At 69.3% G+C, this 20,324-nt stretch carries 17 protein-coding genes; 7 read left to right on the top strand and 10 right to left on the bottom strand.

Going from position 1 to position 20,324, the window contains the following annotated elements:
* Window positions 1-331 precede the first annotated feature (331 nt).
* Complete coding sequence (gene iolG / locus TSB10P1A_RS20290; protein ID WP_186389762.1) at window positions 332-1,330, bottom strand: inositol 2-dehydrogenase; 999 nt, start codon at window positions 1,328-1,330, stop codon at window positions 332-334.
* Window positions 1,331-1,493: 163 nt separating this feature from the next.
* On the opposite strand from iolG, the gene TSB10P1A_RS20285 reads away from it, so the two are divergent.
* Window positions 1,494-2,621 carry a Gfo/Idh/MocA family protein gene (locus TSB10P1A_RS20285; RefSeq protein ID WP_186389761.1) on the top strand — a complete coding sequence of 376 codons (1,128 nt, stop codon included), beginning with the start codon at window positions 1,494-1,496 and terminating at the stop codon, window positions 2,619-2,621.
* Here TSB10P1A_RS20285 and TSB10P1A_RS20280 read toward each other — a convergent pair whose 3' ends face one another.
* Complete coding sequence (locus TSB10P1A_RS20280; RefSeq protein WP_186389760.1) at window positions 2,622-4,031, bottom strand: PLP-dependent aminotransferase family protein; 1,410 nt, start codon at window positions 4,029-4,031, stop codon at window positions 2,622-2,624.
* 121 nt (window positions 4,032-4,152) lie between these two features.
* On the opposite strand from TSB10P1A_RS20280, the gene TSB10P1A_RS20275 reads away from it, so the two are divergent.
* Window positions 4,153-5,013, top strand: a complete 861-nt coding sequence (locus TSB10P1A_RS20275) for a DMT family transporter (RefSeq protein WP_186389759.1) — start codon at window positions 4,153-4,155, stop codon at window positions 5,011-5,013.
* 7 nt (window positions 5,014-5,020) lie between these two features.
* Here TSB10P1A_RS20275 and TSB10P1A_RS20270 read toward each other — a convergent pair whose 3' ends face one another.
* A complete protein-coding gene (locus tag TSB10P1A_RS20270; protein ID WP_186389758.1) occupies window positions 5,021-5,902 on the bottom strand; it encodes a LysR family transcriptional regulator in 882 nt (293 codons plus the stop codon).
* A gap of 202 nt (window positions 5,903-6,104) precedes the next feature.
* On the opposite strand from TSB10P1A_RS20270, the gene TSB10P1A_RS20265 reads away from it, so the two are divergent.
* A complete protein-coding gene (locus TSB10P1A_RS20265) occupies window positions 6,105-7,604 on the top strand; it encodes a CoA-acylating methylmalonate-semialdehyde dehydrogenase (RefSeq protein ID WP_186389757.1) in 1,500 nt (499 codons plus the stop codon).
* Window positions 7,605-7,850: 246 nt separating this feature from the next.
* Here TSB10P1A_RS20265 and TSB10P1A_RS20260 read toward each other — a convergent pair whose 3' ends face one another.
* Window positions 7,851-9,557: a hypothetical protein gene (locus TSB10P1A_RS20260; RefSeq protein WP_186389756.1), complete on the bottom strand. Its 1,707-nt coding sequence runs from the start codon at window positions 9,555-9,557 to the stop codon at window positions 7,851-7,853.
* Window positions 9,558-9,970: 413 nt separating this feature from the next.
* Here TSB10P1A_RS20260 and TSB10P1A_RS20255 point away from each other — a divergent pair, with 413 nt between their 5' ends.
* Entirely contained in the window at window positions 9,971-11,164 is a 1,194-nt protein-coding gene (locus TSB10P1A_RS20255; RefSeq protein WP_186389755.1) for an acetyl-CoA C-acyltransferase family protein, read from the top strand.
* 97 nt (window positions 11,165-11,261) lie between these two features.
* Window positions 11,262-12,251, top strand: coding sequence for a ChaN family lipoprotein (locus TSB10P1A_RS20250; RefSeq protein ID WP_186389754.1), 990 nt, complete (start codon window positions 11,262-11,264; stop codon window positions 12,249-12,251).
* Window positions 12,252-12,272: 21 nt separating this feature from the next.
* On the opposite strand, the gene TSB10P1A_RS20245 is transcribed toward TSB10P1A_RS20250, so the two are convergent.
* A complete protein-coding gene (locus TSB10P1A_RS20245) occupies window positions 12,273-14,468 on the bottom strand; it encodes a potassium/proton antiporter (RefSeq protein WP_186389753.1) in 2,196 nt (731 codons plus the stop codon).
* Between the two features lie 181 nt (window positions 14,469-14,649).
* Window positions 14,650-15,780, bottom strand: coding sequence for a saccharopine dehydrogenase NADP-binding domain-containing protein (locus TSB10P1A_RS20240; protein ID WP_186389752.1), 1,131 nt, complete (start codon window positions 15,778-15,780; stop codon window positions 14,650-14,652).
* 267 nt (window positions 15,781-16,047) lie between these two features.
* Here TSB10P1A_RS20240 and cueR point away from each other — a divergent pair, with 267 nt between their 5' ends.
* Both cueR and TSB10P1A_RS20230 read left to right on the top strand, forming a co-directional pair.
* Window positions 16,048-16,458, top strand: a complete 411-nt coding sequence (gene cueR / locus TSB10P1A_RS20235) for a Cu(I)-responsive transcriptional regulator (RefSeq protein ID WP_186389751.1) — start codon at window positions 16,048-16,050, stop codon at window positions 16,456-16,458.
* Window positions 16,455-16,874: a cytochrome c gene (locus TSB10P1A_RS20230; RefSeq protein ID WP_186389750.1), complete on the top strand. Its 420-nt coding sequence runs from the start codon at window positions 16,455-16,457 to the stop codon at window positions 16,872-16,874. Before cueR ends, TSB10P1A_RS20230 begins: the two co-directional genes overlap by 4 nt.
* Window positions 16,875-16,886: 12 nt before the next feature.
* Here the strand turns inward: TSB10P1A_RS20230 and TSB10P1A_RS20225 are convergent, their stop codons facing one another.
* The 4 genes from TSB10P1A_RS20225 to TSB10P1A_RS20210 are packed head-to-tail and all read right to left on the bottom strand — an operon-like array spanning window position 16,887 to window position 20,215.
* A complete protein-coding gene (locus tag TSB10P1A_RS20225) occupies window positions 16,887-17,609 on the bottom strand; it encodes an ABC transporter ATP-binding protein (RefSeq protein WP_186389749.1) in 723 nt (240 codons plus the stop codon).
* Complete coding sequence (locus TSB10P1A_RS20220; RefSeq protein WP_186389748.1) at window positions 17,596-18,396, bottom strand: ABC transporter ATP-binding protein; 801 nt, start codon at window positions 18,394-18,396, stop codon at window positions 17,596-17,598. Before TSB10P1A_RS20220 ends, TSB10P1A_RS20225 begins: the two co-directional genes overlap by 14 nt.
* A complete protein-coding gene (locus TSB10P1A_RS20215) occupies window positions 18,393-19,340 on the bottom strand; it encodes a branched-chain amino acid ABC transporter permease (RefSeq protein WP_186389747.1) in 948 nt (315 codons plus the stop codon). The genes TSB10P1A_RS20220 and TSB10P1A_RS20215 overlap by 4 nt, the downstream gene beginning before the upstream one ends.
* Window positions 19,341-19,342: 2 nt before the next feature.
* Window positions 19,343-20,215 (bottom strand): branched-chain amino acid ABC transporter permease, encoded by an 873-nt coding sequence (locus TSB10P1A_RS20210; RefSeq protein WP_186389746.1) that lies wholly within the window; start codon window positions 20,213-20,215, stop codon window positions 19,343-19,345.
* Window positions 20,216-20,324 lie beyond the last annotated feature (109 nt).

Below are 20,324 nucleotides of genomic sequence, written 5' to 3'. Positions count from 1 at the left end.
CGGGAAGACGCAAGAGGAGAGGACGGAGCACCTCATGCCGGCCGAGGGTGCCTCTGGATCCCGGCGCTCCGGCTTCGCCTGCGGCCGCGATGACCTCGGAGAGGGAGGCAGTGCCTCGCATCCCCTCGGCCGTCACACCGGGCAAGGCGAAGCCGCGACCCGGTGCCCATTGGCTGCCAGAGCGGCGGCGAGGACGCATCGCCGCCTGTTTTGTCCTTCCGGCCGTTGCCACGATCGCCGTGGCTCTCCGGTCCCGGGTCTCGCGATGCTCGCCCGGGAAGACGCAAGAGGAGAGGCCGGCGCAAAGCAGCCGGCCTCTGGAGGCCCCCCCTTACAGCCGGACCGGCTGGCCGCTTTGTGCGGAGAGCGTTGCCGCATCGGCGAGCCGCTGTGCCATCAGCCCGTCATGCCCGCTCGGCGAGGGGGCGGTGGTGCCGCGCGCGCAGTCGATGAAGGCGGAAAGCTGCAGCCGGTAGGCCTGGGCGTAGCGCTCCAGGAAGAAGTTCTGCACCGGGTCGGCGGTGAAGCCCGACGCGGTCGCCAGTTCCACGGTGGTCTCGTGCTGATTGCCGGCGCGCAGCAGGCCGAGCGAGCCGTGCACCTCCACCCGCTGGTCGTAGCCATAGGTGGCGCGGCGCGAGTTGGAGATCTGGCAGATCCTGCCGCGCGCGGTCTTCAGCAGCACCGCGGCGGTGTCGACATCGCCGGCCTTGCCGATCTCAGGGTCGACGAGGGCGGAGCCGACCGCGTGGACCTCCACCGGCTCGTCACCAAGCAGGAAGCGCGCCATGTCGAAGTCGTGGATCATCATGTCGCGGAACAGGCCGCCCGAGCGCTCGATATAGGAGACCGGCGGCGGGGAGGGGTCGCGCGAGAGGATCGTCACCAGCTCGACCTCGCCGATCCGCCCTTCCGCGATGCGGGCGCGCAGCGAGGCGAAATTCGGGTCGAAGCGGCGGTTGAAGCCGATGAACAGCGGCACGCCGGCCGCCTCCACCACCGCAAGCACGCCTTCGATGCGCTGCGCCGACATGTCCACCGGCTTTTCGCAGAAGATCGCCTTGCCGGCCTTTGCTGCGCGCTCGATGAAATCCGCGTGCGTGTCGGTCGGCGAGGCGATCAGCACCGCGTTCGAGCCTTTGCCCTCCAGCGCCTCGTCCAGCGAGATCACCGGCGCGCCGAGGCGCGTTGCAAGGGTCGCGGCGGCGACCTCCATCGCATCGCAGATGCCGGCGAGCCGGACGTCGTTGGTCTGCGCCGCGCGCGCGGCCAGATTGGCGGCATGGATCTGGCCGATCCGCCCCGCGCCGATGACTGCTACTGACAGCAAGGCTCCCCTCCTTTCAGGGAATATTTATTCCATATTGACGCGATCATAGAATTTGCGTTTCATTGATGCAAGATCGCGCAGGCCGGTGGCGGGTGAGATCCGGGCGTTACGCACCGGTTTTTGCCGTCCCGCAGGTGCGACGCTGTCGCAGGGAGGCGATGCGATGACCAGTCCCGACCGTTCGCTTGGCGTCGGTCTCATCGGCACCGGCTATATGGGCAAGTGCCACGCGCTGGCCTGGAATGCGGTGCGCGCCGTCTTCGGCGATGTCGCCCGCCCGAGGCTGGAAATGCTGGCCGAGGTCAGCGAGGATCTCGCCCGCCAGCGCGCCTCGGCCTTCGGCTTTGCCCGCGCAACGTCCGACTGGCGGGCGCTGGTGAGCGATCCGGCCGTCGATGTGGTGTCGATCACGACGCCGAATGCCTTTCATCCGGAAATGGCGATCGCCGCGCTGCAGGCCGGCAAGCATGTGTGGTGCGAAAAGCCGATGGCGCCCGCGCTTGCCGATGCGCAAGCGATGCTGGCGGCGGCGCGCGGCAGCGGGCGCATCGCCGTGCTCGGCTACAACTACATCCAGAACCCGGCCTTTCGCGAGATCGCCCGGATGATCGGCGACGGCGCCATCGGTGAGCCCATCCAGTTGCGCGCCGAGATGGACGAGGACTTCATGGCCGACCCGGAGCAGGCTTTCTTCTGGAAGAGCGAGGCGAGTTCCGGCTACGGCGCGCTCGACGATTTCGCCGTGCATCCGCTGTCGCTGGCCTACCGGCTGTTCGGCAAGGCCGAGCGGGTGTTCTGCGACATGGCGAAACCCTATGCCACGCGGCCGCTGGCCGAGGGCGGCCGCCGCGCGGTGGAAACCCACGACATGGCCAACGTCCTGCTGCGCTTTTCCGGCGGCTTGCAGGCGAGCCTCTTGGTCAACCGCTCGGCCTGGGGCCGCAAGGGCCGCATCGCGCTGCAGGTCTTCGGCTCGCAAGGCTCGATCCTCTACGACCAGGAGCGGATGAACGAGATCGAGCTCTATCGCGCGACCGGCGATCCCGCCCGGCAGGGCTTCACCCGCATTCTCGCCGGCCCCGCGCATCCGCCCTATGGCAGCTTCGTGCCGGCGCCGGGCCACGGCCTCGGCTTCAACGATCTCAAGGTGATCGAATGCCGCGAGCTGATCCGCCTGATCCGGGGCGAGCCGGCGAGCCTCGTCACCTTCGAGGAGGGCATCGAGATCGAGCGCACGGTCCATGCCGCGGCCCGGTCCTTCGCAAGCGGCGGCTGGGAGGAGGTTGGCTGATCAGTTGGCCTGCGCGCGGATCTCGCGGGCCTCGGACAGCGCTTCGGCGAGCACCGCATCGACCTGCGGCCCGCCCATCTGGCTGACATTGAAGCGCATGAAGGCAGGTAGCGTCTGCGCCGCGCTGAAGGCGTTGCCCGGCGCCAGCACAATGCCCTGCTTCAGCGCCGCGCGGGCGACATCGGCCGCGTCCAGCTCTTCCGGCAGCCGGCACCACAGGTAGAAGCCGCCGCGCGGCTCCAGCCACGGCGTGATGCCGAGCGCGCCGAGCCGCAGGGCTGCCTGCCGCCGCGCCTTGGCGAGGCGTCCGCGCAGGGCGGCGACATGCTTGCGATAGCCGCCATCGGCAAGGACGACGCGCAGCAGCTCGGCCGCCATCGGGCTCGGCCCGCCGAAATTCGTCGCCACCTGCAGATCGATCAGCGCCGAGATCCAGTCGGGCCGGGCGGCGATATAGCCGCAGCGGGCCGAGGCCGACAGGGTCTTGGAAAAGCTGCCGATGCGGATCACCCGCTCCAGCCCGTCGAGCGCGGCAAGGCGGGGGGAGGGCTCCGGCTCGAAGGCGGCGAAGATGTCGTCCTCGATGATGGTGAGGTCGTGCTGGGCGGCCAGCACCAGCAGGCGGTGTGCCACGGGCGCGGAGATGGTCGCGCCGGTCGGGTTGTGCAGGGCGGAGTTGGTCAGGTAGAGGCGGGGCCTGGCGCTCGCGAGCACCTGCGCGAACTGCTCCGTGTCCGGTCCCTGCGGCGTATAGGGAACACTGATGATCCGCACCTGATGCGCCCGCAGCAGGGCCTGGAAGTTGAAATAGCAGGGATCGTCGACCAGCACCGTGTCGCCGGGCCGCAGCAGCAGCCGGCAGATCAGGTCCATGGCTTGGGTCCCCGAACCGGCCAAGAGGATGCGGTCGGGCGGCACCTCCAGCCCCTGTTCGGCAAGATCGCGGGCGATCAGCCGGCGCAGCTCGCCCTGACCCTGCGCGCTGCCATAGTCGGCGAGCGTTGCCGCCTCCACCCGCGACAAGGCGCGCAAGGCCCGCCGCAGCGCGTCCGTCGGCATCCAGTCGGCCGGCATCCAGCCGCAGCCGGGCTTGGGCGCGGCGGGATCGGCATCCAGCGCCTGCCGCGAGATCCAGAACGGATCGATGGCGCGGTCGAGCTTTGCTCCCGCCGTGGCGACCTGCAAGGGCGGCGGCGTGCCCAGCACGAAGAAGCCGGAGCCACGCCTGGCTGTGATCAGCCCGTCGGCCGCCAGCCGGTCATAGGCCTCGACGACGGTCGACGGCGAGACCTGCAGGGAGGCGGCGAGCCCGCGGATCGACGGCAGCCGCTCGCCCGGCGCCAGCGCCCGCGTCTCGATCCGCCGGCGGATCGTTGCCATCACGGTTTGCGTGCGTGTGCCGCGGCTCATCCTGTCGCCCATCTGTATGGTTTGTTGAACTGGTACAGTTTCGAGTGATTGTACTGGTCTGTACCTGTCTCCGCCAGCGCTTCCGCGCCACAGCTTGCGGGTGATGGACAGGAGCAACGGCATGCACTCACCTCTCGCCGCCTGGGGCAATGGCCTTCTCGGCGTTCTGATCTTCAGCGGCTCGCTGCCGGCGACCCGTGTCGCGGTCGGCGGCTTCAGCCCGTTGTTTCTCACTTCGGCGCGCGCGGTGCTGGCGGCGCTGCTGGCGGCTGCGATCCTGCTCGTCCTGCGCCAGAAGCGCCCGGCGGCGGGCGACGTGCTGCCGCTGGTGCTGGTGGCGCTCGGCGTCGTCGTCGGCTTTCCGCTGCTGACCGCGATGGCGCTGGAGCATGTCACTGCGGCCCATTCCATCGTCTTCATCGGGTTGCTGCCGCTGGCGACGGCGATCTTCGGCGTGTTGCGCGGCGGCGAGCGCCCGCGCCCGCTGTTCTGGGCCTTTTCCGGCGCCGGCGCGCTGGCCGTCGCCCTTTTCGCGTTGCAAGGCAATGGCGAGGTCTCGCTGGTCGGCGATCTCTTGATGCTCGCCGCGATCCTCGTCTGCGGCTTCGGCTATGCGGAAGGCGCAAGGCTGGCGCGCCGTCTCGGCGGCTGGCAGGTGATCTGCTGGGCGCTGGTCTTCTCGCTGCCGCCGATGGCCGCGCTGGGGCTCGCCGTCCAGCCGCAGACGCTGGCCGGCATCGCCATGCCCGCCTGGGCCGGCCTTGCCTATGTCTCGGTCTTCTCGATGCTGGTCGGCTTCTTCTTCTGGTATCGCGGGCTGGCGCTCGGCGGCATTGCCGGTGTCGGCCAGTTGCAACTGTTGCAGCCGTTCTTCGGCCTGCTGCTGGCCGGCCTGCTGCTCGGCGAGCCGGTCGCCCCGTCGATGATCGCCGTCACCGTCTTCGTCGTGGCCTGTGTCGTCGGCGCCCGTCGCCACGCCTGAGGCGGGCTCAGGAGAAGATGCCGCGCTCGCTCGCCACCGCTTCGGAGATGAAATCGGCGACCACCCGCACCCGGCCGAGGTCCCGCACGCTTTCATGCAGCACCAGCCAGTAGCTGCGGGCAATGGTGCGCTCGGGCAGCACCCGCACCAGCTCGGGATCGGTGCGGGCGATGAAGGCATGCAGGATGCCGATGCCGGCACCAGAGCGCACCGCCTCGGTCTGGCCGAGCGCGGAGGCGATCTCGAAACGCGGCTGGAAGGCGCGGTCGATCTCCTCGGCATAGGCGAGGGCGCCGGAATAGACGAGATCCTCCACATAGCCGACCAGCGCATGCGACTTGAGCTCCGCGGCGGTCTGCGGCGTGCCGGCGCGGGCGAGATAGTCGCGCGAGGCATAAAGCCCGAGCGTGTAGTCGACCAGCTTGCGGGCCACCAGCCGGCCATGGTCCGGCCGCTCGACGGTGATGGCGATGTCCGCCTCGCGCCGCGACAGCGAGACCGCGCGGGGAACGGGAACGAGCTGCAGCGTCAGCGAAGGATGGCGCTCGGTCAGGGTGCCGAGGCGGGGGGCGAGGAAGGCGACACCGAAGCCGTCCGGCGCGCCGATCCGCACCGTGCCGGAGACGGCGACATCCGCATCGCCGATCTCGGCGCGGGCCTCCAGCATCTCCGCCTCGATCCGCTCGGCGGTGGCGAGGAACCGCTCGCCCGCCGTCGTCAGCGCCGAACCGGTGGTGCGCCGGTCGACCAGCTTGACGCCGAGATCCTCCTCCAGCGCGCCGAGGCGGCGGGCGACGGTCGCATGATTGACGCCGAGCGCCCTTGCGGCGGCGAGCAACTGGCCGCTGCGCGCCACGGCGAGGAAAATGCGTGTATCGTCCCAGTTCATGCGCGCTCTCCGGCAGGCTGCGGGGGGCAAAGCCCGGATCAGCGCTAGCATGACTATAAAATTCGCACAACGGATGCGGCTTTCCGCCTATTGTGCGCAACAAAAAACGAAGGCATGACAGGGGCAGCCTCGAACGTGGCATCTGGCCGCGAAAAGGTGCGCGCTCCACTGTGCGGGCTGCGTCAAAAGGGAGAAACGACCCATGAAGACAATCGGACATTTCATCGGCGGCAAGCATGTCGAGGGCACCTCGGGCCGCTTCGCCGACGTCTACAATCCGGCCACCGGCGAGGTTCAGGCCAAGGTGGCGCTCGCCTCGCAGGCCGAACTGCGCGCCGCGGTCGAGAATGCCGCCGCCGCCCAGCCGGCCTGGGCCGCCCAGAACCCGCAGAAGCGCGCCCGCGTGCTGATGAAGTTCGTCGACCTGCTGCACCGCGACATGGACAAGCTCGCCGAGGCGCTGTCGCGCGAGCACGGCAAGACCATTCCGGACGCCAAGGGCGACGTCATCCGCGGTCTCGAGGTCGCCGAGTTCTGCATCGGCGCCCCGCACCTGCTGAAGGGCGAGTTCACGGAAGGCGCCGGCCCGGGCATCGACATGTATTCCATGCGCCAGCCGCTCGGCGTCGTCGCCGGCATCACGCCGTTCAACTTCCCGGCGATGATCCCGATGTGGAAGTTCTGCCCGGCGATCGCCGCCGGCAACGCCTTCATCCTGAAGCCGTCGGAGCGCGATCCGTCCGTGCCGATCATGCTGGCCGAACTGATGATCGAGGCGGGCCTGCCGGCCGGCATCCTCAACGTCGTCAACGGCGACAAGGAAGCGGTCGACGGCGTGCTCGACGATCCGGACATCATGGCGGTCGGCTTCGTCGGCTCCACCTCCATCGCCGCCTATGTCTATTCGCGTGCCACCGCCAACGGCAAGCGCGCGCAGTGCTTCGGCGGCGCCAAGAACCACATGATCATCATGCCGGATGCCGACATGGACCAGGCGGCCGACGCTCTGATCGGCGCCGGCTATGGTGCTGCCGGCGAGCGCTGCATGGCGATCTCGGTGGCCGTCCCGGTCGGCGAGGAAGCCGCCAACGCGCTGATGCAGCGCCTGATCCCGCGCGTCGAGGCGCTGAAGATCGGGCCTTACACCGCCGGCAACGACGTCGATTTCGGCCCGCTCGTCACCGCCCAGGCGCTGGCCCGCGTCAAGGGTCTGGTCGACCAGGGCGTGAAGGAAGGCGCGACGCTCGCCGTCGACGGCCGCAACTTCACCATGCAGGGCTACGAGAACGGCTTCTTCATGGGCGGCTGCCTGTTCGATCACGTCACCAGGGACATGGCGATCTACAAGGAAGAGATCTTCGGCCCGGTGCTCTCCGTCGTGCGCGCCAAGGACTATGACGAGGCGCTCGAACTGCCGATGAGCCACGAATACGGCAACGGCACGGCGATCTTCACCCGCGACGGCGACACGGCCCGCGACTTCGCCAGCCGCATCAACATCGGCATGGTCGGCATCAACGTGCCGATCCCGGTGCCGCTCGCCTACCACACGTTCGGCGGCTGGAAGAAGTCCGGCTTCGGCGATCTCAACCAGCACGGCCCGGATGCGTTCCGCTTCTACACGCGGACCAAGACGGTGACCTCGCGCTGGCCGTCGGGCCTGAAGGACGGCGCCGAGTTCGTCATTCCGACGATGAAGTGAGCCCCGGTCGGGCGCAGCCCGAGCCATCGCCCCAGTGGGGCGATGGCAGGGGCGAACGCGGTCGAGTGTAAGCAGGCGCCAGCCTGCGTCGAGACCGCCAACCCCGGTCGGGCGAACGCGGTCGAGGGTAAGCAGGCGTCAGCCTGCGCCAGGACCGCAACCCGGTCGGGCGCTGCTCCTCTTCAAGAATGAAAAACCCGCTCCGGCCTGACCGGGGCGGGTTTTTCGTGCGTCCGAAAGGGCGGCTCAGCCGGCCCTGCACTCCGTCACCAGCAGCATCTGCAGCGGGGATGCGATGTCGAAGTCGAGCCCGTAATAGACCTCGCCCTCGAAATCGTGGCGCACGAGGCCTTGTGCCGGACGCATCGTCGTCTCGCTCAAGAACAGGGTGTCGTCGTCCGGCTTCAGGTTGAGCACGAGACTCGAGGCCGTGTTCGCATCGACCTCATAGATCACGCGCGTTTCCGTGTTGCGCTTCTTGCCCGCTGAGATGGCGACGAAACGGGTGGGCGTGTCGCAGGGATTCGAGACCAGCACCTGATGCGATGGCCGGGGCGGCTGCGCCTGTGCCGGAAACAGGCGGACCGAGCCGGGCAGCAGCGTGCCGTTCCGCGCCGAGGCGATCACCGCCTCGTCGCCGCGCGACAGGGCGAGCGCCACGATGCTCTCCGTCTTGTAGCGTCCCTCGCGCGAATAGAAGCCGGCGAAATAGGACGTGCCGTCCGCATGGCGGGCCATGAAGGGACCGTCCACCAGCGGCCGTGCATCCGGACAGTTCGGGTCGACGGTCAGCGGCATGCCGTTCTGGGAGACCTCCGGCGTCGCCCGCTCGTGCAGCCAGTAGCGGCAGGCGACCGTCTCGGCATTGCCGGGCAGCGGCTGTGTCGCCGAATAGGAGCGCAGGTCCAGAAGCGGCGGCGCGCTCGCCGAGGTCATCGACCAGTGTCCCGACCGGCCGAGCGCCTTGGGCGCGGCTTCGGCCAGTTCCACCAGCGCGAGCGAGACCGGCGAACCGCCCTCCACCTCGCCGTGCCAGACATGCACGGCCGTCACGCCGGTCTGCCAGAAATGGAAGTAGGATCGGCTGTCGATGCTGCCTTCCGCGTAGGGACGCGCCGAACGGAAGGTGATCGCGCTGTCCCCTTCGGTGACGTCGCTGGTGGAGCGGACATCGAGGCACAGCCGCGTGGTGATCGCGTGGCGGTCGGAAACGAGGATCGCGGGGCATTGGACGAAGCTGCCATGCCGCTGGACCGCCAGCAGGCCCTGTCCCGGGATCCGTCCGGTGGCGGCGCGCCCCGTCGCCCGGCCGTCGAGGCTTCTCGCCAGCATCACGTCCCGCGACAGCGGACCTGTCTGCACCGGCGGGGCATCGGCTGCCCGGGGCAGGGTTTCCGCCGGTTGCGGCACCGCAGACGATGCGGGGGGCGATGCGGGAGACGCCGATAACGTCGGCGGTGCGGCGGTCCGCGGCGGCTCCTCGGCACCGGGCAGAACGGCGAAGACGGCGACGGCAACGACGAGGGCGGCGGCTGCGATCATGGCGATCCTTCCGGCATTGGTGGAGGTTGACCCCGAGGGCGGCGCTTGTGGGCCGGTGGCGGAGGGCGCGTCTTCGGCGAGGGGCCTTGCCGGCGGCGCCGCGGCTTCGGCCTCTGCGGGGCTGTCGCCGGCTGGCGCTGCGGACGGGGCGTCGGCCGCCGGCAGGGTTTCGGCAATGGAGACGAGCGGCCGCGGGCTGGCGAGCACATCGCCCGGCCCGGCGGCGATCAGCACCACGCGGCCGGGCACCGGCGAGCGCATGGCCAGCGTCTTGCCGTCCGAGGTGCGCAGCGTCATCAGCACGGTATCGGGCGCCACCTGTGCGCCCGGGGCGACCCGCACCTCGCCGACCGTGATCGGGAACAGCGCCGGATCGCGCGGGCTGAACACCTGCTTCAGACTGTCCGTCATGCTGCCCTGTTCCCGTCCATGCTTCAGCCTCGGTCCTGTCGCGATCCCGGTGCCTTTCCCCCGTCGTCCCCGCAGTCGCCCTGCCGCAACCGGCGGGGCGATCAAGCTCGCCATTGCGATGAAGATGCCGGAGACGGGAAGGCTAGAGCTCTTTCGGGTGCGAGGACCTGCCGAGGGTGCTGTCGAGACTGTAGCGAAGTTCATGCCCCCTTCAAGATCAGATCGCTGATTTAAATAGCGGTTTTCAGTCCGCCCGGGGATGGAGCCTGCAGCTCGGCCTGGGGGAAGGTCAATATCGGCTCCGCCGGTCAGGTTCGGGATACTGTAAAAAATGACGATATTTGACGTTTCCCTTTACGCAAGATGGACATCGCAGCTAGGCTGCGCCGGTCGGGGGCTCGGGAGTCGGTTGAATGTCGAAGCGTGAAGTTGTGTTTCTGTCGGGCGTGCGCACGGCGATCGGGTCGTTCGGCGGAGCGTTGAAATCCATGCCGCCGACGGAGCTCGGGGCCAAGGTCGCGGCGGAAGCGCTGCGCCGCTCCGGCATCGCGCCGCAGGAGATCGGCCATGTCGTCTTCGGCCATGTCATCAACACCGAGCCGCGCGACATGTATCTGGCGCGCGTTGCGGCAGTGGATGCCGGCATCCCGGTCGAGACCCCGGCGCTGACGCTGAACCGGCTCTGCGGCTCGGGCGCGCAGGCCATCGTCTCGGCGGCGCAGTCGATCCTGCTCGGCGATGCCGACTATGCGCTGGCGGGCGGTGCCGAATCCATGAGCCGTGCCCCGTATTCCAGCCCCGGCGCCCGCTTCGGCGTCAAGATGGGCGAGGCCGTGATGTACGACATGATGCTCGGCGCCCTCAACGATCCCTTCGGCGGCGGCCATATGGGCATCACGGCGGAGAACGTCGCCGCCCGCCACAATATCAGCCGCGAGGCGCAGGACTCGCTCGCCGTGGAGAGCCAGCACCGGGCGGCGCTTGCCATCCGCGACGGGCGCTTCAAGGAGCAGATCCTGCCGCTCGAGATCCAGGCCGGCCGCAACACGGTGACCTTCGACACCGACGAGCATGTGCGCGCCGACACCTCGCACGCGACGCTGAGCGGCCTGCGCCCGGTGTTCCGCAAGGACGGCTCGGTGACCGCCGGCAATTCCTCGGGCATCAATGACGGCGCGGCGGCCGTGGTGCTCGCCGAGCGCGGCCTTGCCGAGGCGCGCGGGCTGAAGCCGATGGCGCGGCTGGTCGGCTATGCCCATGCCGGCGTCGCGCCGGACGTGATGGGCATCGGGCCGATCCCGGCCGTGCAGAAGCTGTTCGAGAAGACCGGCCTGACGGCGGCCGACTTCGACGTGATCGAATCCAACGAGGCCTTCGCGGCCCAGGCCTGCGCGGTGATGCGCGAGCTCGGCTTCCCCTCCGACCGGGTCAATCCGAATGGCGGGGCGATCGCGCTCGGCCATCCGGTCGGCGCCACGGGGTGCCTCATCACCGTCAAGGCGCTCTACGAACTGGAGCGCACCGGCGGCCGCTACGGCCTCGTCACCATGTGCATCGGCGGCGGCCAGGGCATCGCGCTCGCCGTCGAGAACCTCAATCCCCTGTGATACGCACCCTCTCGTGCCGGCGGCCGAGCCCTTTCCATTCCCGGCCGCCGTCCCATGTGACCGGGTGACCCCCTGTCGACGATAGAGGCTGGCGGACATGCGCCTTGCTTTCCTGCGGCTTGCCGCCGCCCTGCTGCTGCTCCCGTCCGCCGCCGTGGCGCAGGCGGGGGAGCCTCCCGCCTTCAGCCTCACTGACGGCGCGGACCACCCGCTTGCCGGGCGCATCTGGTCGGTCGCCAGGGCCGCCTTCGTCGAGCCGGCCGAGGTGGAAACGGCGGTGGCCGGCGCCCGCTTCGTGCTGCTGGGCGAAATTCACGACAATCCCGATCATCACGCGCTGCAGGCGCATCTGCTGGCTGCGGCGAGCGAGGCAGGGCGCAGGCCCGCCGTGGTGCTGGAGATGCTGGCCCGTGACCGCCAGGGCGATGTCGATGCCTATCTCGGCGGCGGGCAGGCGACGGCGGAGGGCTTCGGCGCGGCGCTCGGCTGGGCTCAGTCGGGCTGGCCGGATTATGCGATCTACCGGCCGGTGATCGAGGTCGCCGTCGAGCGGGATCTGCCGATTGTTGCCGGCGACACGCCGCGCGAGGAACGCCGCAAGGTCGCCGCCGAAGGGGCGGAGGTGCTGGGCGCGGAGCGGATCGCCGCGCTGCGCCTTGCCGAGCCGCTGGGCGAGGCGGCCGATGCGGTGCTGCTCGACACCCTGTTCGACGGGCATTGCGCGCTGATGCCGCGCGAGGCGCTGACCCCGCTCGTCGCCGTGCAGCGGCTGCGCGATGCGACGCTGGCCGACGCGATGATTTCGGGAGGGATCTCGGGGGCTGGGGAGGTGGCGGTGCTGATCGCCGGCTCCGGCCATGTCCGCAAGGACCTCGGCGTCCCGCGCTATCTGGAGTGGCGGGAGCCGGATGCAGCGAGCGTTGCGGTCGGCTTCGTCGAGGTGGTGGAGGACAGGACGGAGCCCGCCCTTTATGCCGGCGGCTCGGCGGAGGCTCCGCCGCCTTACGACTATCTCTGGTTCACGCCGCGCCAGCAGCGCGGCGACCCTTGCGAGAGCCTGCGGGCGCGCTTCGGCAAGAGCGAATAGGCATGCCCGCGCGGGCCGCCGTCAGCCGGTGGAGCCGTGGCTTGCCGCTGCAATGCAGGGCGTCTCCTCGTCCCCCTCGCGGGCGTCTCGAGCTGCGTCGGCACGCCACTCCTGTGCCTGCTCGTCCTCCGCGTCGTCGTCGCTCTCGCCCGTCGTCGTCTCGCCCGTCGTGGTCTGGCCCGTCGTGGCCTTGCCCTTGACAGGCGGGGCCTTGGCCTGTGCCTGGCCCGCCGGCCCGGGTGCACTCGAGCCCGCCTCTCGGGGCGCCTCTTCGGACATCCGGGAGGGCTCGGCGTCGGGGGAGGCGGCCGCCGTCGATGCGGTGGCCGCGGCCGCCTCTGTCTGTGCCGCGTCCTCCGTCCTGTCATAGGCTTGTCGGCGCCGCGCCATCACCTTGGCACGGGCACGGCGGCGTTTGACCCGGTTGGCAAGCCGGCGGCCGACCCTCGAAAAGTCCTCGCGGGAGAAGAAGAAGGGCAGGGTGGGCTCGACCGGGTCGATATGCTCGACGGCAAGGCCGACGGCAGTGATGACGTGGTCGCTGTCGATGGCGCGCACGACGAGGTCGATATCGCCATAGGCGACGCGGTCGGCCGGCTCGACATCGTCACCAAGCTCGCGCTTCATGAAGGCGCGCAGGGTCATCTCCGCGTCCGCCTTGTGCACATGGAAGCCGTAGAGCGCGCCCAGTTCCGCCAGTTGCGTGTCGGGATCGAGGTCGAAGTCGCCGAACAGCGCCGGATCGTTCTCCTCCTGCGTCACGGCGGCGAACAGCGTGTCGAGCACCGGCACCTGGCGCGGACTGGCGAGGATATAGAGCCGGTCGCCGGGCTGCGGCTTGCCGGCCTTCTGCAGGCGGATGCTGCGCCCCTCGCGCAGGATCAGCACCGGCCTTGCCCAGCGGGGGATGCGCTCGCCCCGCGCCACCGGGCTGGCGGGATGCACGGTATAGCCGACCAGTTCGTGGTCCTGCCCGCCGGGCAATTCCAGCTCGATCCGGTCGACCGGCCCCATCCGCGGCGGCACGGTCAGCTTCAGCCAGCGCGCCATCGGGCGGATCGTCCAGCCCTGCAGCACCAAGGAGGTCAGCACGATCAGGAAGGTGACGTTGAAGATCTCCTGCGCATTCGGCAGGCCGGCGATCAGCGGCAGGATGGCGAGCAGGATCGACACCGCGCCGCGCAGGCCCACCCAGGAGACGAAGGCGATCTCGCCGCGGGAAAAGCCGAAGGGCATCAGGCACAGCCAGACCGCGAAGGGCCGGGCAAGGAAGATCAGCACGGCGGCAAGGCCGAAGCCCTCCAGCGCCACCTCGCCGAACTGCGAGGGCGAGGCCAAAAGGCCGAGCGTGACGAACATGCCGATCTGGCTGAGCCAGGTGGTGCCGCCCTGGAACTTCTTCAGCGAGGGCTGCTGACGCATGCGGACATTGCCGCACAGGATGCCGGCGACATAGACCGCCAGGAAGCCGCTGCCGCCGGCCAGCGTGGTCACCGCCATCAGGACCAGCGCCAGTGCCAGCACCAGGATCGGGTAGAGCGCGGCCTCCAGCTTGAGGCGGTTGACGATCTGCACGATGGCATAGCCGCCGGAAAGGCCCAGCAGCAGGCCGAGGCCCATCTGGCGGACGAACTCCAGGATCAGTTCGGCACCGGCCGCCGCATCCGCTTCCATCGAGCCGGCGGTGATCATGCCGATCAGGGTCACCGTGAGGAAGATCGCCATCGGGTCGTTCGAGCCGGATTCGACTTCCAGCGTCGCGGAGATCATCTCGCGCAGGTTCACCCCGCCGACCCGCAGCAGGAAGAACACCGCCGCCGCGTCGGTCGAGCCGACGATGGCGCCGAGCAGCAGGCCGTCCGTCCAGGCCCATCCGAACAGGTAATGCGCCGCCGCGCCGACGACGCCGGCCGTCAGGGCGACGCCGATCGTCGCCAGCGCCACCGCGGGAGCCGCCGCCAGGCGGAAGGTCGCCAGCCGGGTGCGGAACCCGCTGTCGAACAGGATGAAGGTGAGGGCGATGGAGCCGATGAAATAGGCGGCCCGTGTGTCGGAGAAGGCGATGCCGCCCGGCCCGTCCTCGCCGGCGGCAAGGCCCACCAGCAGGAAGACCAGCAGCAACGGCGCGCCGATCCGAAAGCTCACCAAGGACGTGAACACCGAAAGGGCGACGAGCCCGGCGGCGATCAGGATCAGCAGGGTGAGCGTTTCGAACATGGACTTGGCATTCTCCGGGCGCGGCTTTGGCTCCGCGCCATGGCTTGATCGCGATGACCTCTTGACTACCGGCAAATCGCGCCGGAACCGGGGCGGTTTTCAGATATTCTATTGATATGAGTTAAAAAAATGGCGGTGCCAGGCACCGCCAGAAACAGTTTTTCAAGAAAAGCGCGGCAGCTCACGCGGCGGCGAGGCGTTCCCGCGTCGCGATCGGGCGCAAGGCACCGCCGTCCTGGCCATAGGCGCGGCCGAAGCGGTTGGCGAGGAAAGCGGCGAGCGGGATCGCCTCCTGCTTGACGAAGCCGCGTCCCGGCAGCGTGCCGTCGCGCAGCATGTCCAGCGTCGCGCAGATGCCCGAGGCGGTGGTGATCTGGATGGCGCTCCAGATCTCGCCGGCCACTTCCTGCGCGGTGACCCGGTAGACCGCCGACATCTGCTCGCGCTGGTCGCCGCGCCGGCCGGAGGCAGTGATGAACACCAGCACCACGTCCTGGCGGGTGATCGGCACGGCGGTTTCCAGCACGTCGCGCATCAGGTCGCGCCGGTCCTTCAGGCCGAGATCGGTGAGCAGCAGCCGCATGATGTCGCGGTGGCCGGGATAGCGCACGGTCAGGTAGCGCAGGTTGCGCACGCGACCTTCCAGCGTCTCGGCCAGCGAGCCGAGGCCGCCCGACGTGTTGAACGCCTCGTAGTCGACGCCGTCGAGCGAGAAGGTCTCGTAGCCCTCCAGCGGCTGCAGCAGCGCCCGTTCGCCGTCCAGCACCGCCTCGCAAGGGTTGCAGTATTCGTTGATCAAGCCGTCGGTCGACCAGGTGAGATTGTATTTCAGCGCATTGGTCGGGTAGCGCGGCAGGGCGCCGACCCGCAAGGTGAGGTTCTCCAGCGCGTCGAAGCGGCCGGCAAGGTCATGCGCGGCGATGGAGACGAAGCCCGGCGCCAGGCCGCATTGCGGCGCGAAGGCCGTGTGCGCGCCCTCGGCCAGCGCCTTGACGGTCTTGGTCGAGGCGACATCCTCGGTGAGGTCGAGATAATGCGCGCCGGCGCGCTTGGCGGCGCGGGCGATGGTCTGGGTCAGAAAGAACGGGGCGGCCGACAGCACGGCGCGGTGGCCGGCAAGCGCCTCTACCAGCGCGTCCTCGTCGGCGACGTCGACCTCGACGGTGGCGACATCCGGCCGCCGGGCGGCAGCGAGCGCGGCGGCGTCCCGGTCGGCAATGGTCACACGGTAGTCGCCCGTTGCGGCGAGCAGGGCGGCGATGGTGCGGCCAATCTTTCCCGCACCGACGATGAGCACCGGCCAGACAGTCATGAAGGCAATCTCCTCTGGGTGTTGTCGCTCCAGGATAGGAGAGCCTTTGTCCGGATGTGAGAACGCATCGCGTCGGAAGCCGAGCCGTTTCCGGCGATATGCCGGCTCTTCCGTCTAAGTGTCGGGAAGCCCTCCTTTCGGCCTCGCCCTTGCTGGCGTGAGGAGTCGCCCGCGCTTGACCTTCCACCTGCTGGAAGGTGCATGATGACGTCCAAACGTTGACTGGCGGGCCGGCTGCGCGCTCGCCCGCTCGATCGGAGGCGCGTCATGAACATCGGAGAGGCCGCGGCCCTTGCCAGCCTGCCGCCCAAGACGATCCGCTATTACGAAGAGATCGACCTGATCCACCCGGCGCGGGCCGGCAACGGCTATCGCGACTATTCGGAGACCGACATCCACCGCCTGCAGTTCCTGCAGCGCGCGCGCAGTCTCGGCTTCACCATCGAGGAGTGCCGCATGTTGCTGTCGCTCTACGAGGACGAGCACCGCGCCAGCGCCGATGTCCGCGCCGTGGCGATGGAAAAGATCGGCGAGGTGGACCGCAAGATCGCCGAACTGCGCTCGATGAAGGCGACGCTGACCCGGCTGGTCGACTCCTGCCATGGCGATGCGCGGCCCGACTGCCCGATCCTGGAGGATCTCGCCGGCGGCACTGCTGTCTGCGGTGGGCATCGATGACCCCGCGAACGGGCCTCGTCCTGATCGGCGCTGCCGGGCTGGCGCTTGCGACGGTCGTGATCCTGCGGCCACAGGATGTGCCGGATCGGGGAGAGGCGTCCGCCATGGTGGAGGTCACCGTGCCGGAACTCGCGGGCCTTGCCACTGAGGGCGCGCGCGCCTATGACGCCTTCTGCGCGAGCTGTCACGGCGAGAACGCCGCCGGCCGCGAGGGCATCGGGCCGCCGCTGGTCCATGTCATCTACGAGACCGGACACCACGCCGACGGCGCGTTCGTGCTGGCGGCAACGCGGGGCGTGCGCCAGCATCACTGGACCTTCGGCGACATGCCGCCCGTGCCCGAGGCGAGCCTGCAGGACGTCGCCGCGATCATCGCCTATGTGCGGACGTTGCAGCGGGCCAACGGCATCTTCTGAAGGGCTATAGGGTCAGACGCCGAGATAGGCCTCGCGCACCCGCTCGTCGGCCAGCAGCGCGGAGCCCTTGCCTTCGATGGCGATCTCGCCGGTCTCGATGACATAGCCGCGCGTGGCGATGGAGAGCGCGGCAAAGGCGTTCTGCTCCACCAGGAACACGGTGACGCCGTCCTCGCGGTTCAGCCGCTGGATGATCTCGAACACCTGGTCGACCAGCACCGGCGCCAGGCCCATCGACGGCTCGTCGAGCAGCAGCAGCGTCGGCCGGCTCATCAGGGCGCGGCCGATCGCCAGCATCTGCTGCTGGCCGCCGGACAGGCCGCCGGCCGGGTTCCTCCGCCGCTCCTTCAGCACCGGGAAGAGGCTGTAGATCCGCTCCAGGTCCGAGGCGATCTCCGCGTCCTTGCGCAGATAGGCGCCGAGGCGGAGATTGTCCTCGATGGCGAGTGGGGCGAAGATCTGCCGGCCCTCCGGCACCTGGGCGATGCCGGCCGCGACCCGCGCATGCGGACTGGCGCGGGAGATGTCGCGCCCCTGGAAGGAGAGGCTGCCGCCGGTCATCGGCTGCACGCCGGACAGGGTGCGCAAGAGGGTGGTCTTGCCGGCGCCGTTGCCGCCGACCAGCGCGACGATCTCGCCGGCGGCGACGCTCAGGGAAACGCCGTGCAGCGCCTCGATCCGCCCATAGGCGGAGCGCAGCGCCTCGACGCGCAGAAGCGGCTCAGTCGAGTGCAAGGTTGGCCTCCCGCGTGCCGTGGGTTCCAAGATAGGCCTCGATCACCTTCGGATTGGAGCGGATCTCGGCCGCCGATCCCTCCGCCAGCATCCGGCCCTGGTCGAGCACCAGGATCCGGTCGGAGATGCGCATGACCAGCTTCATGTCGTGCTCGACCAGCACCACGGCGACGCCGTCGTCGGCGATCTTGCGGATCAGCTTCTCGATCTCCTCGGTCTCGACCGGGTTGCAGCCGGCCGCCGGCTCGTCGAGCAGCAGCACCTTCGGTTCGGCGGCGAGCGCCCGGGCGATCTCCAGGCGCTTCAACGCGCCATAGGGAAGGTTCGCGGCCGGCATGTCCGCCAGCGCGGCAAGGCCGACGCGCTCCAGCAGGGCATCGGCGACCGCCGCGCTCTCCCGGTTCTGGCGGCCGGTCGAGGGCAGGGCGAACAGATGGGCGAGAAGGCCGCGCTGTTCGCGCAGATGCCGGCCGACCATCACATTCTCCCGCGCGGTCATGCGGAAGAACACCTGCAGGTTCTGGAAGGTGCGCGACAACCCGCGCTCCGCCAGCCGGTTCGGCTCCAGCGCGGTGACCGGCTCGCCGGCCAGCCGCACGCTGCCGGACTTCGGCCGATAGATGCCGGAGACCAGGTTGAACAGCGTGGTCTTACCGGCGCCGTTCGGGCCGATGATCGAGAACACCTCGCCGGGGCGCGCCGAGAAGCTGACATTGTCGACGGCGCGCACGCCGCCGAAGGCGATGCCGATCTCGCTGACCTCGAGGAGGGGCGTCGTCGCTGTCACTTCTTCCACCTCCCCTTGAAGAGCGCCGCAAGGCTCGGCACGATGCCGGCGCGCAGCACGATCATGATCACCATCATGATCAGGCCGAGGATCATGTGCTCGTAGTCGTGGAAGCCGGTCAGCACCTGCGGCAGCACGACGAGGATCGCAGCGCCGGCCAGCGAGCCGAGGACCGAGCCCATGCCGCCGAGCACGACCATGGTCACCAGTTCGATGGAATGCAGGAAGTTGGCCTTGTCCGGCGTCACGAAGCCGTTGAGCAGCGCCAGCGTCGAGCCGGCGACCGAGGCATAGACCGCCGAGATGACGAAGACGGTGAGCTTGGCGCGGGCGACATCGATGCCGGCAACGCGCGCGGCGACCTCGGAATCGTGCAGGGCCCTGAGCGCCCGGCCGGTCGGGCTGGCGACGAGGTTGCAGGCGATCCAGGCGCCGATGACCAGGAGGCCGCCGGTGATCCAGTACCAGGTGTCGGCGCCGCGCACCCGCCAGCCGAACAGCGTCAGCCGCTCCACCGGCATGCCGTCCGGTCCGCCGGTCAGCCAGGCCTCGTTGGAAATCGTCATGGCGATGAGGATGCCGAAGCCGAGGGTGGCGACGGCGAGATAGTGGCCCTTGAGCCGCAGGATCGGCCGGCCGACCAGGAAGGCGAGGGCGGCGGTGGCAAAAGCGCCGAGGAGCGCCGCGACCAGCGGATGCAAGCCGAATTGCGCCGGCAGCACGGCCACCGCATAGGCGCCGATGCCGAAGAAACCGGCATGACCGAGGCTCACCTGGCCGGCATAGCCCATCAGCAGGTTGAGGCCGATGACGGCGAGCGCCGAGATCCAGACCAGCGCGGCGACGCGGTAATAGAAGTTGGAGGGCATGGCGAAGGAGAGCGCGACGACCAGCAGCGCGATCACGAGCGGCACGGCGAGCCGGTGGGAAAGGAGCCTGCCCATGGTCACACGCGCTCCACGCTGGCCTTGCCGAACAGGCCGCCCGGCAAGGCGAAGAGCACGATCAGGATGACGATGAAGGCGATCGCGTCCTTGTAGGTGGAGGAGATATAGCCCGCGCCGAGGGCTTCCAGCAGGCCGACGGCGAGCCCGCCGACCACCGCGCCGAGCGGATTGCCCATGCCGCCGAGCATCGCCGCGGCAAAGCCCTTGAGCGCCAGCAGCATGCCGACATCGTAGCTGGTCAGGGTGATCGGGGTGACGAGGATGCCGGCGACGGCGCCGATCGCCGCCGACATGACGAAGGAGAGGCCCATCACGAAGGAGGTGTTGATGCCGACGAGGCGGGCGGCGAGCCGATTCGCCGCCGTCGCCAGCACGGCCTTGCCGATCAGCGTGCGGTTGAAGAAGGCCCACAGCACGGCGACGATCACCGCCGCGCCGCCGAGCACCCAGAAGCTCTGGGGCAGGATCGCGGCGCCGCCGAAGCGGATCGGCGTGTTGCCGGAAAAGGCGGGAAGCGAATGGAACTGCTTGTCGAACACCACCTGGGCAAGGCCCCGCAGGAAAATCGACGCGCCGATGGTGATGATGATCAAGGTCACCGGCGAGGCGCCGCGCGCCGGCTCGATCGCCAGCCGGTGCAGCAGCAGGCCGACGACCATAGCGACGAGCACGGCACCGAGCGCGGCCAGCGGCAGCGGCACGCCGGCGGCGGTGGCGAAGACCGTCGTCATGCCGCCGATCATGACGAATTCGCCTTGCGCGAAATTCACCACGTCGGAGGCGTTGTAGATGATGGTGAAACCGAGCGCGACCAGCGCGTAGACCGCGCCGACCGTCAGTCCGGAAACACAGAATTGCAGCAACTCGGGCATGGGTCCGCCGTCAGCTTGCCCGCGCCGTCGCGGCGGCCGGGCCGGGGGCCTACAATGTCGGGTGCAGTGGGCAGCCGCCGCGCGCGCCGGAGCTCGCCGGGCGCGCGGC

The organism is Stappia sp. TSB10P1A, assembly GCF_900185725.1.
Taxonomy (GTDB): Bacteria; Pseudomonadota; Alphaproteobacteria; order Rhizobiales; family Stappiaceae; genus Stappia.
This window is presented reverse-complemented; position numbering and strand designations above follow the sequence as displayed.

What these genes read in the sequence shown, in the direction of transcription:
- TSB10P1A_RS20285 (WP_186389761.1), top strand. Translation starts at nt 1,494, where the DNA reads ATGACCAGTCCCGACCGTTCGCTTGGCGTCGGTCTCATCGGCACCGGC.
- TSB10P1A_RS20280 (WP_186389760.1), bottom strand. Translation starts at nt 4,031, where the DNA reads ATGAGCCGCGGCACACGCACGCAAACCGTGATGGCAACGATCCGCCGG.
- TSB10P1A_RS20275 (WP_186389759.1), top strand. Translation starts at nt 4,153, where the DNA reads ATGCACTCACCTCTCGCCGCCTGGGGCAATGGCCTTCTCGGCGTTCTG.
- TSB10P1A_RS20270 (WP_186389758.1), bottom strand. Translation starts at nt 5,902, where the DNA reads ATGAACTGGGACGATACACGCATTTTCCTCGCCGTGGCGCGCAGCGGC.
- TSB10P1A_RS20265 (WP_186389757.1), top strand. Translation starts at nt 6,105, where the DNA reads ATGAAGACAATCGGACATTTCATCGGCGGCAAGCATGTCGAGGGCACC.
- TSB10P1A_RS20260 (WP_186389756.1), bottom strand. Translation starts at nt 9,557, where the DNA reads ATGACGGACAGTCTGAAGCAGGTGTTCAGCCCGCGCGATCCGGCGCTG.
- TSB10P1A_RS20255 (WP_186389755.1), top strand. Translation starts at nt 9,971, where the DNA reads ATGTCGAAGCGTGAAGTTGTGTTTCTGTCGGGCGTGCGCACGGCGATC.
- TSB10P1A_RS20250 (WP_186389754.1), top strand. Translation starts at nt 11,262, where the DNA reads ATGCGCCTTGCTTTCCTGCGGCTTGCCGCCGCCCTGCTGCTGCTCCCG.
- TSB10P1A_RS20245 (WP_186389753.1), bottom strand. Translation starts at nt 14,468, where the DNA reads ATGTTCGAAACGCTCACCCTGCTGATCCTGATCGCCGCCGGGCTCGTC.
- TSB10P1A_RS20240 (WP_186389752.1), bottom strand. Translation starts at nt 15,780, where the DNA reads ATGACTGTCTGGCCGGTGCTCATCGTCGGTGCGGGAAAGATTGGCCGC.
- cueR (WP_186389751.1), top strand. Translation starts at nt 16,048, where the DNA reads ATGAACATCGGAGAGGCCGCGGCCCTTGCCAGCCTGCCGCCCAAGACG.
- TSB10P1A_RS20230 (WP_186389750.1), top strand. Translation starts at nt 16,455, where the DNA reads ATGACCCCGCGAACGGGCCTCGTCCTGATCGGCGCTGCCGGGCTGGCG.
- TSB10P1A_RS20215 (WP_186389747.1), bottom strand. Translation starts at nt 19,340, where the DNA reads ATGGGCAGGCTCCTTTCCCACCGGCTCGCCGTGCCGCTCGTGATCGCG.
- TSB10P1A_RS20210 (WP_186389746.1), bottom strand. Translation starts at nt 20,215, where the DNA reads ATGCCCGAGTTGCTGCAATTCTGTGTTTCCGGACTGACGGTCGGCGCG.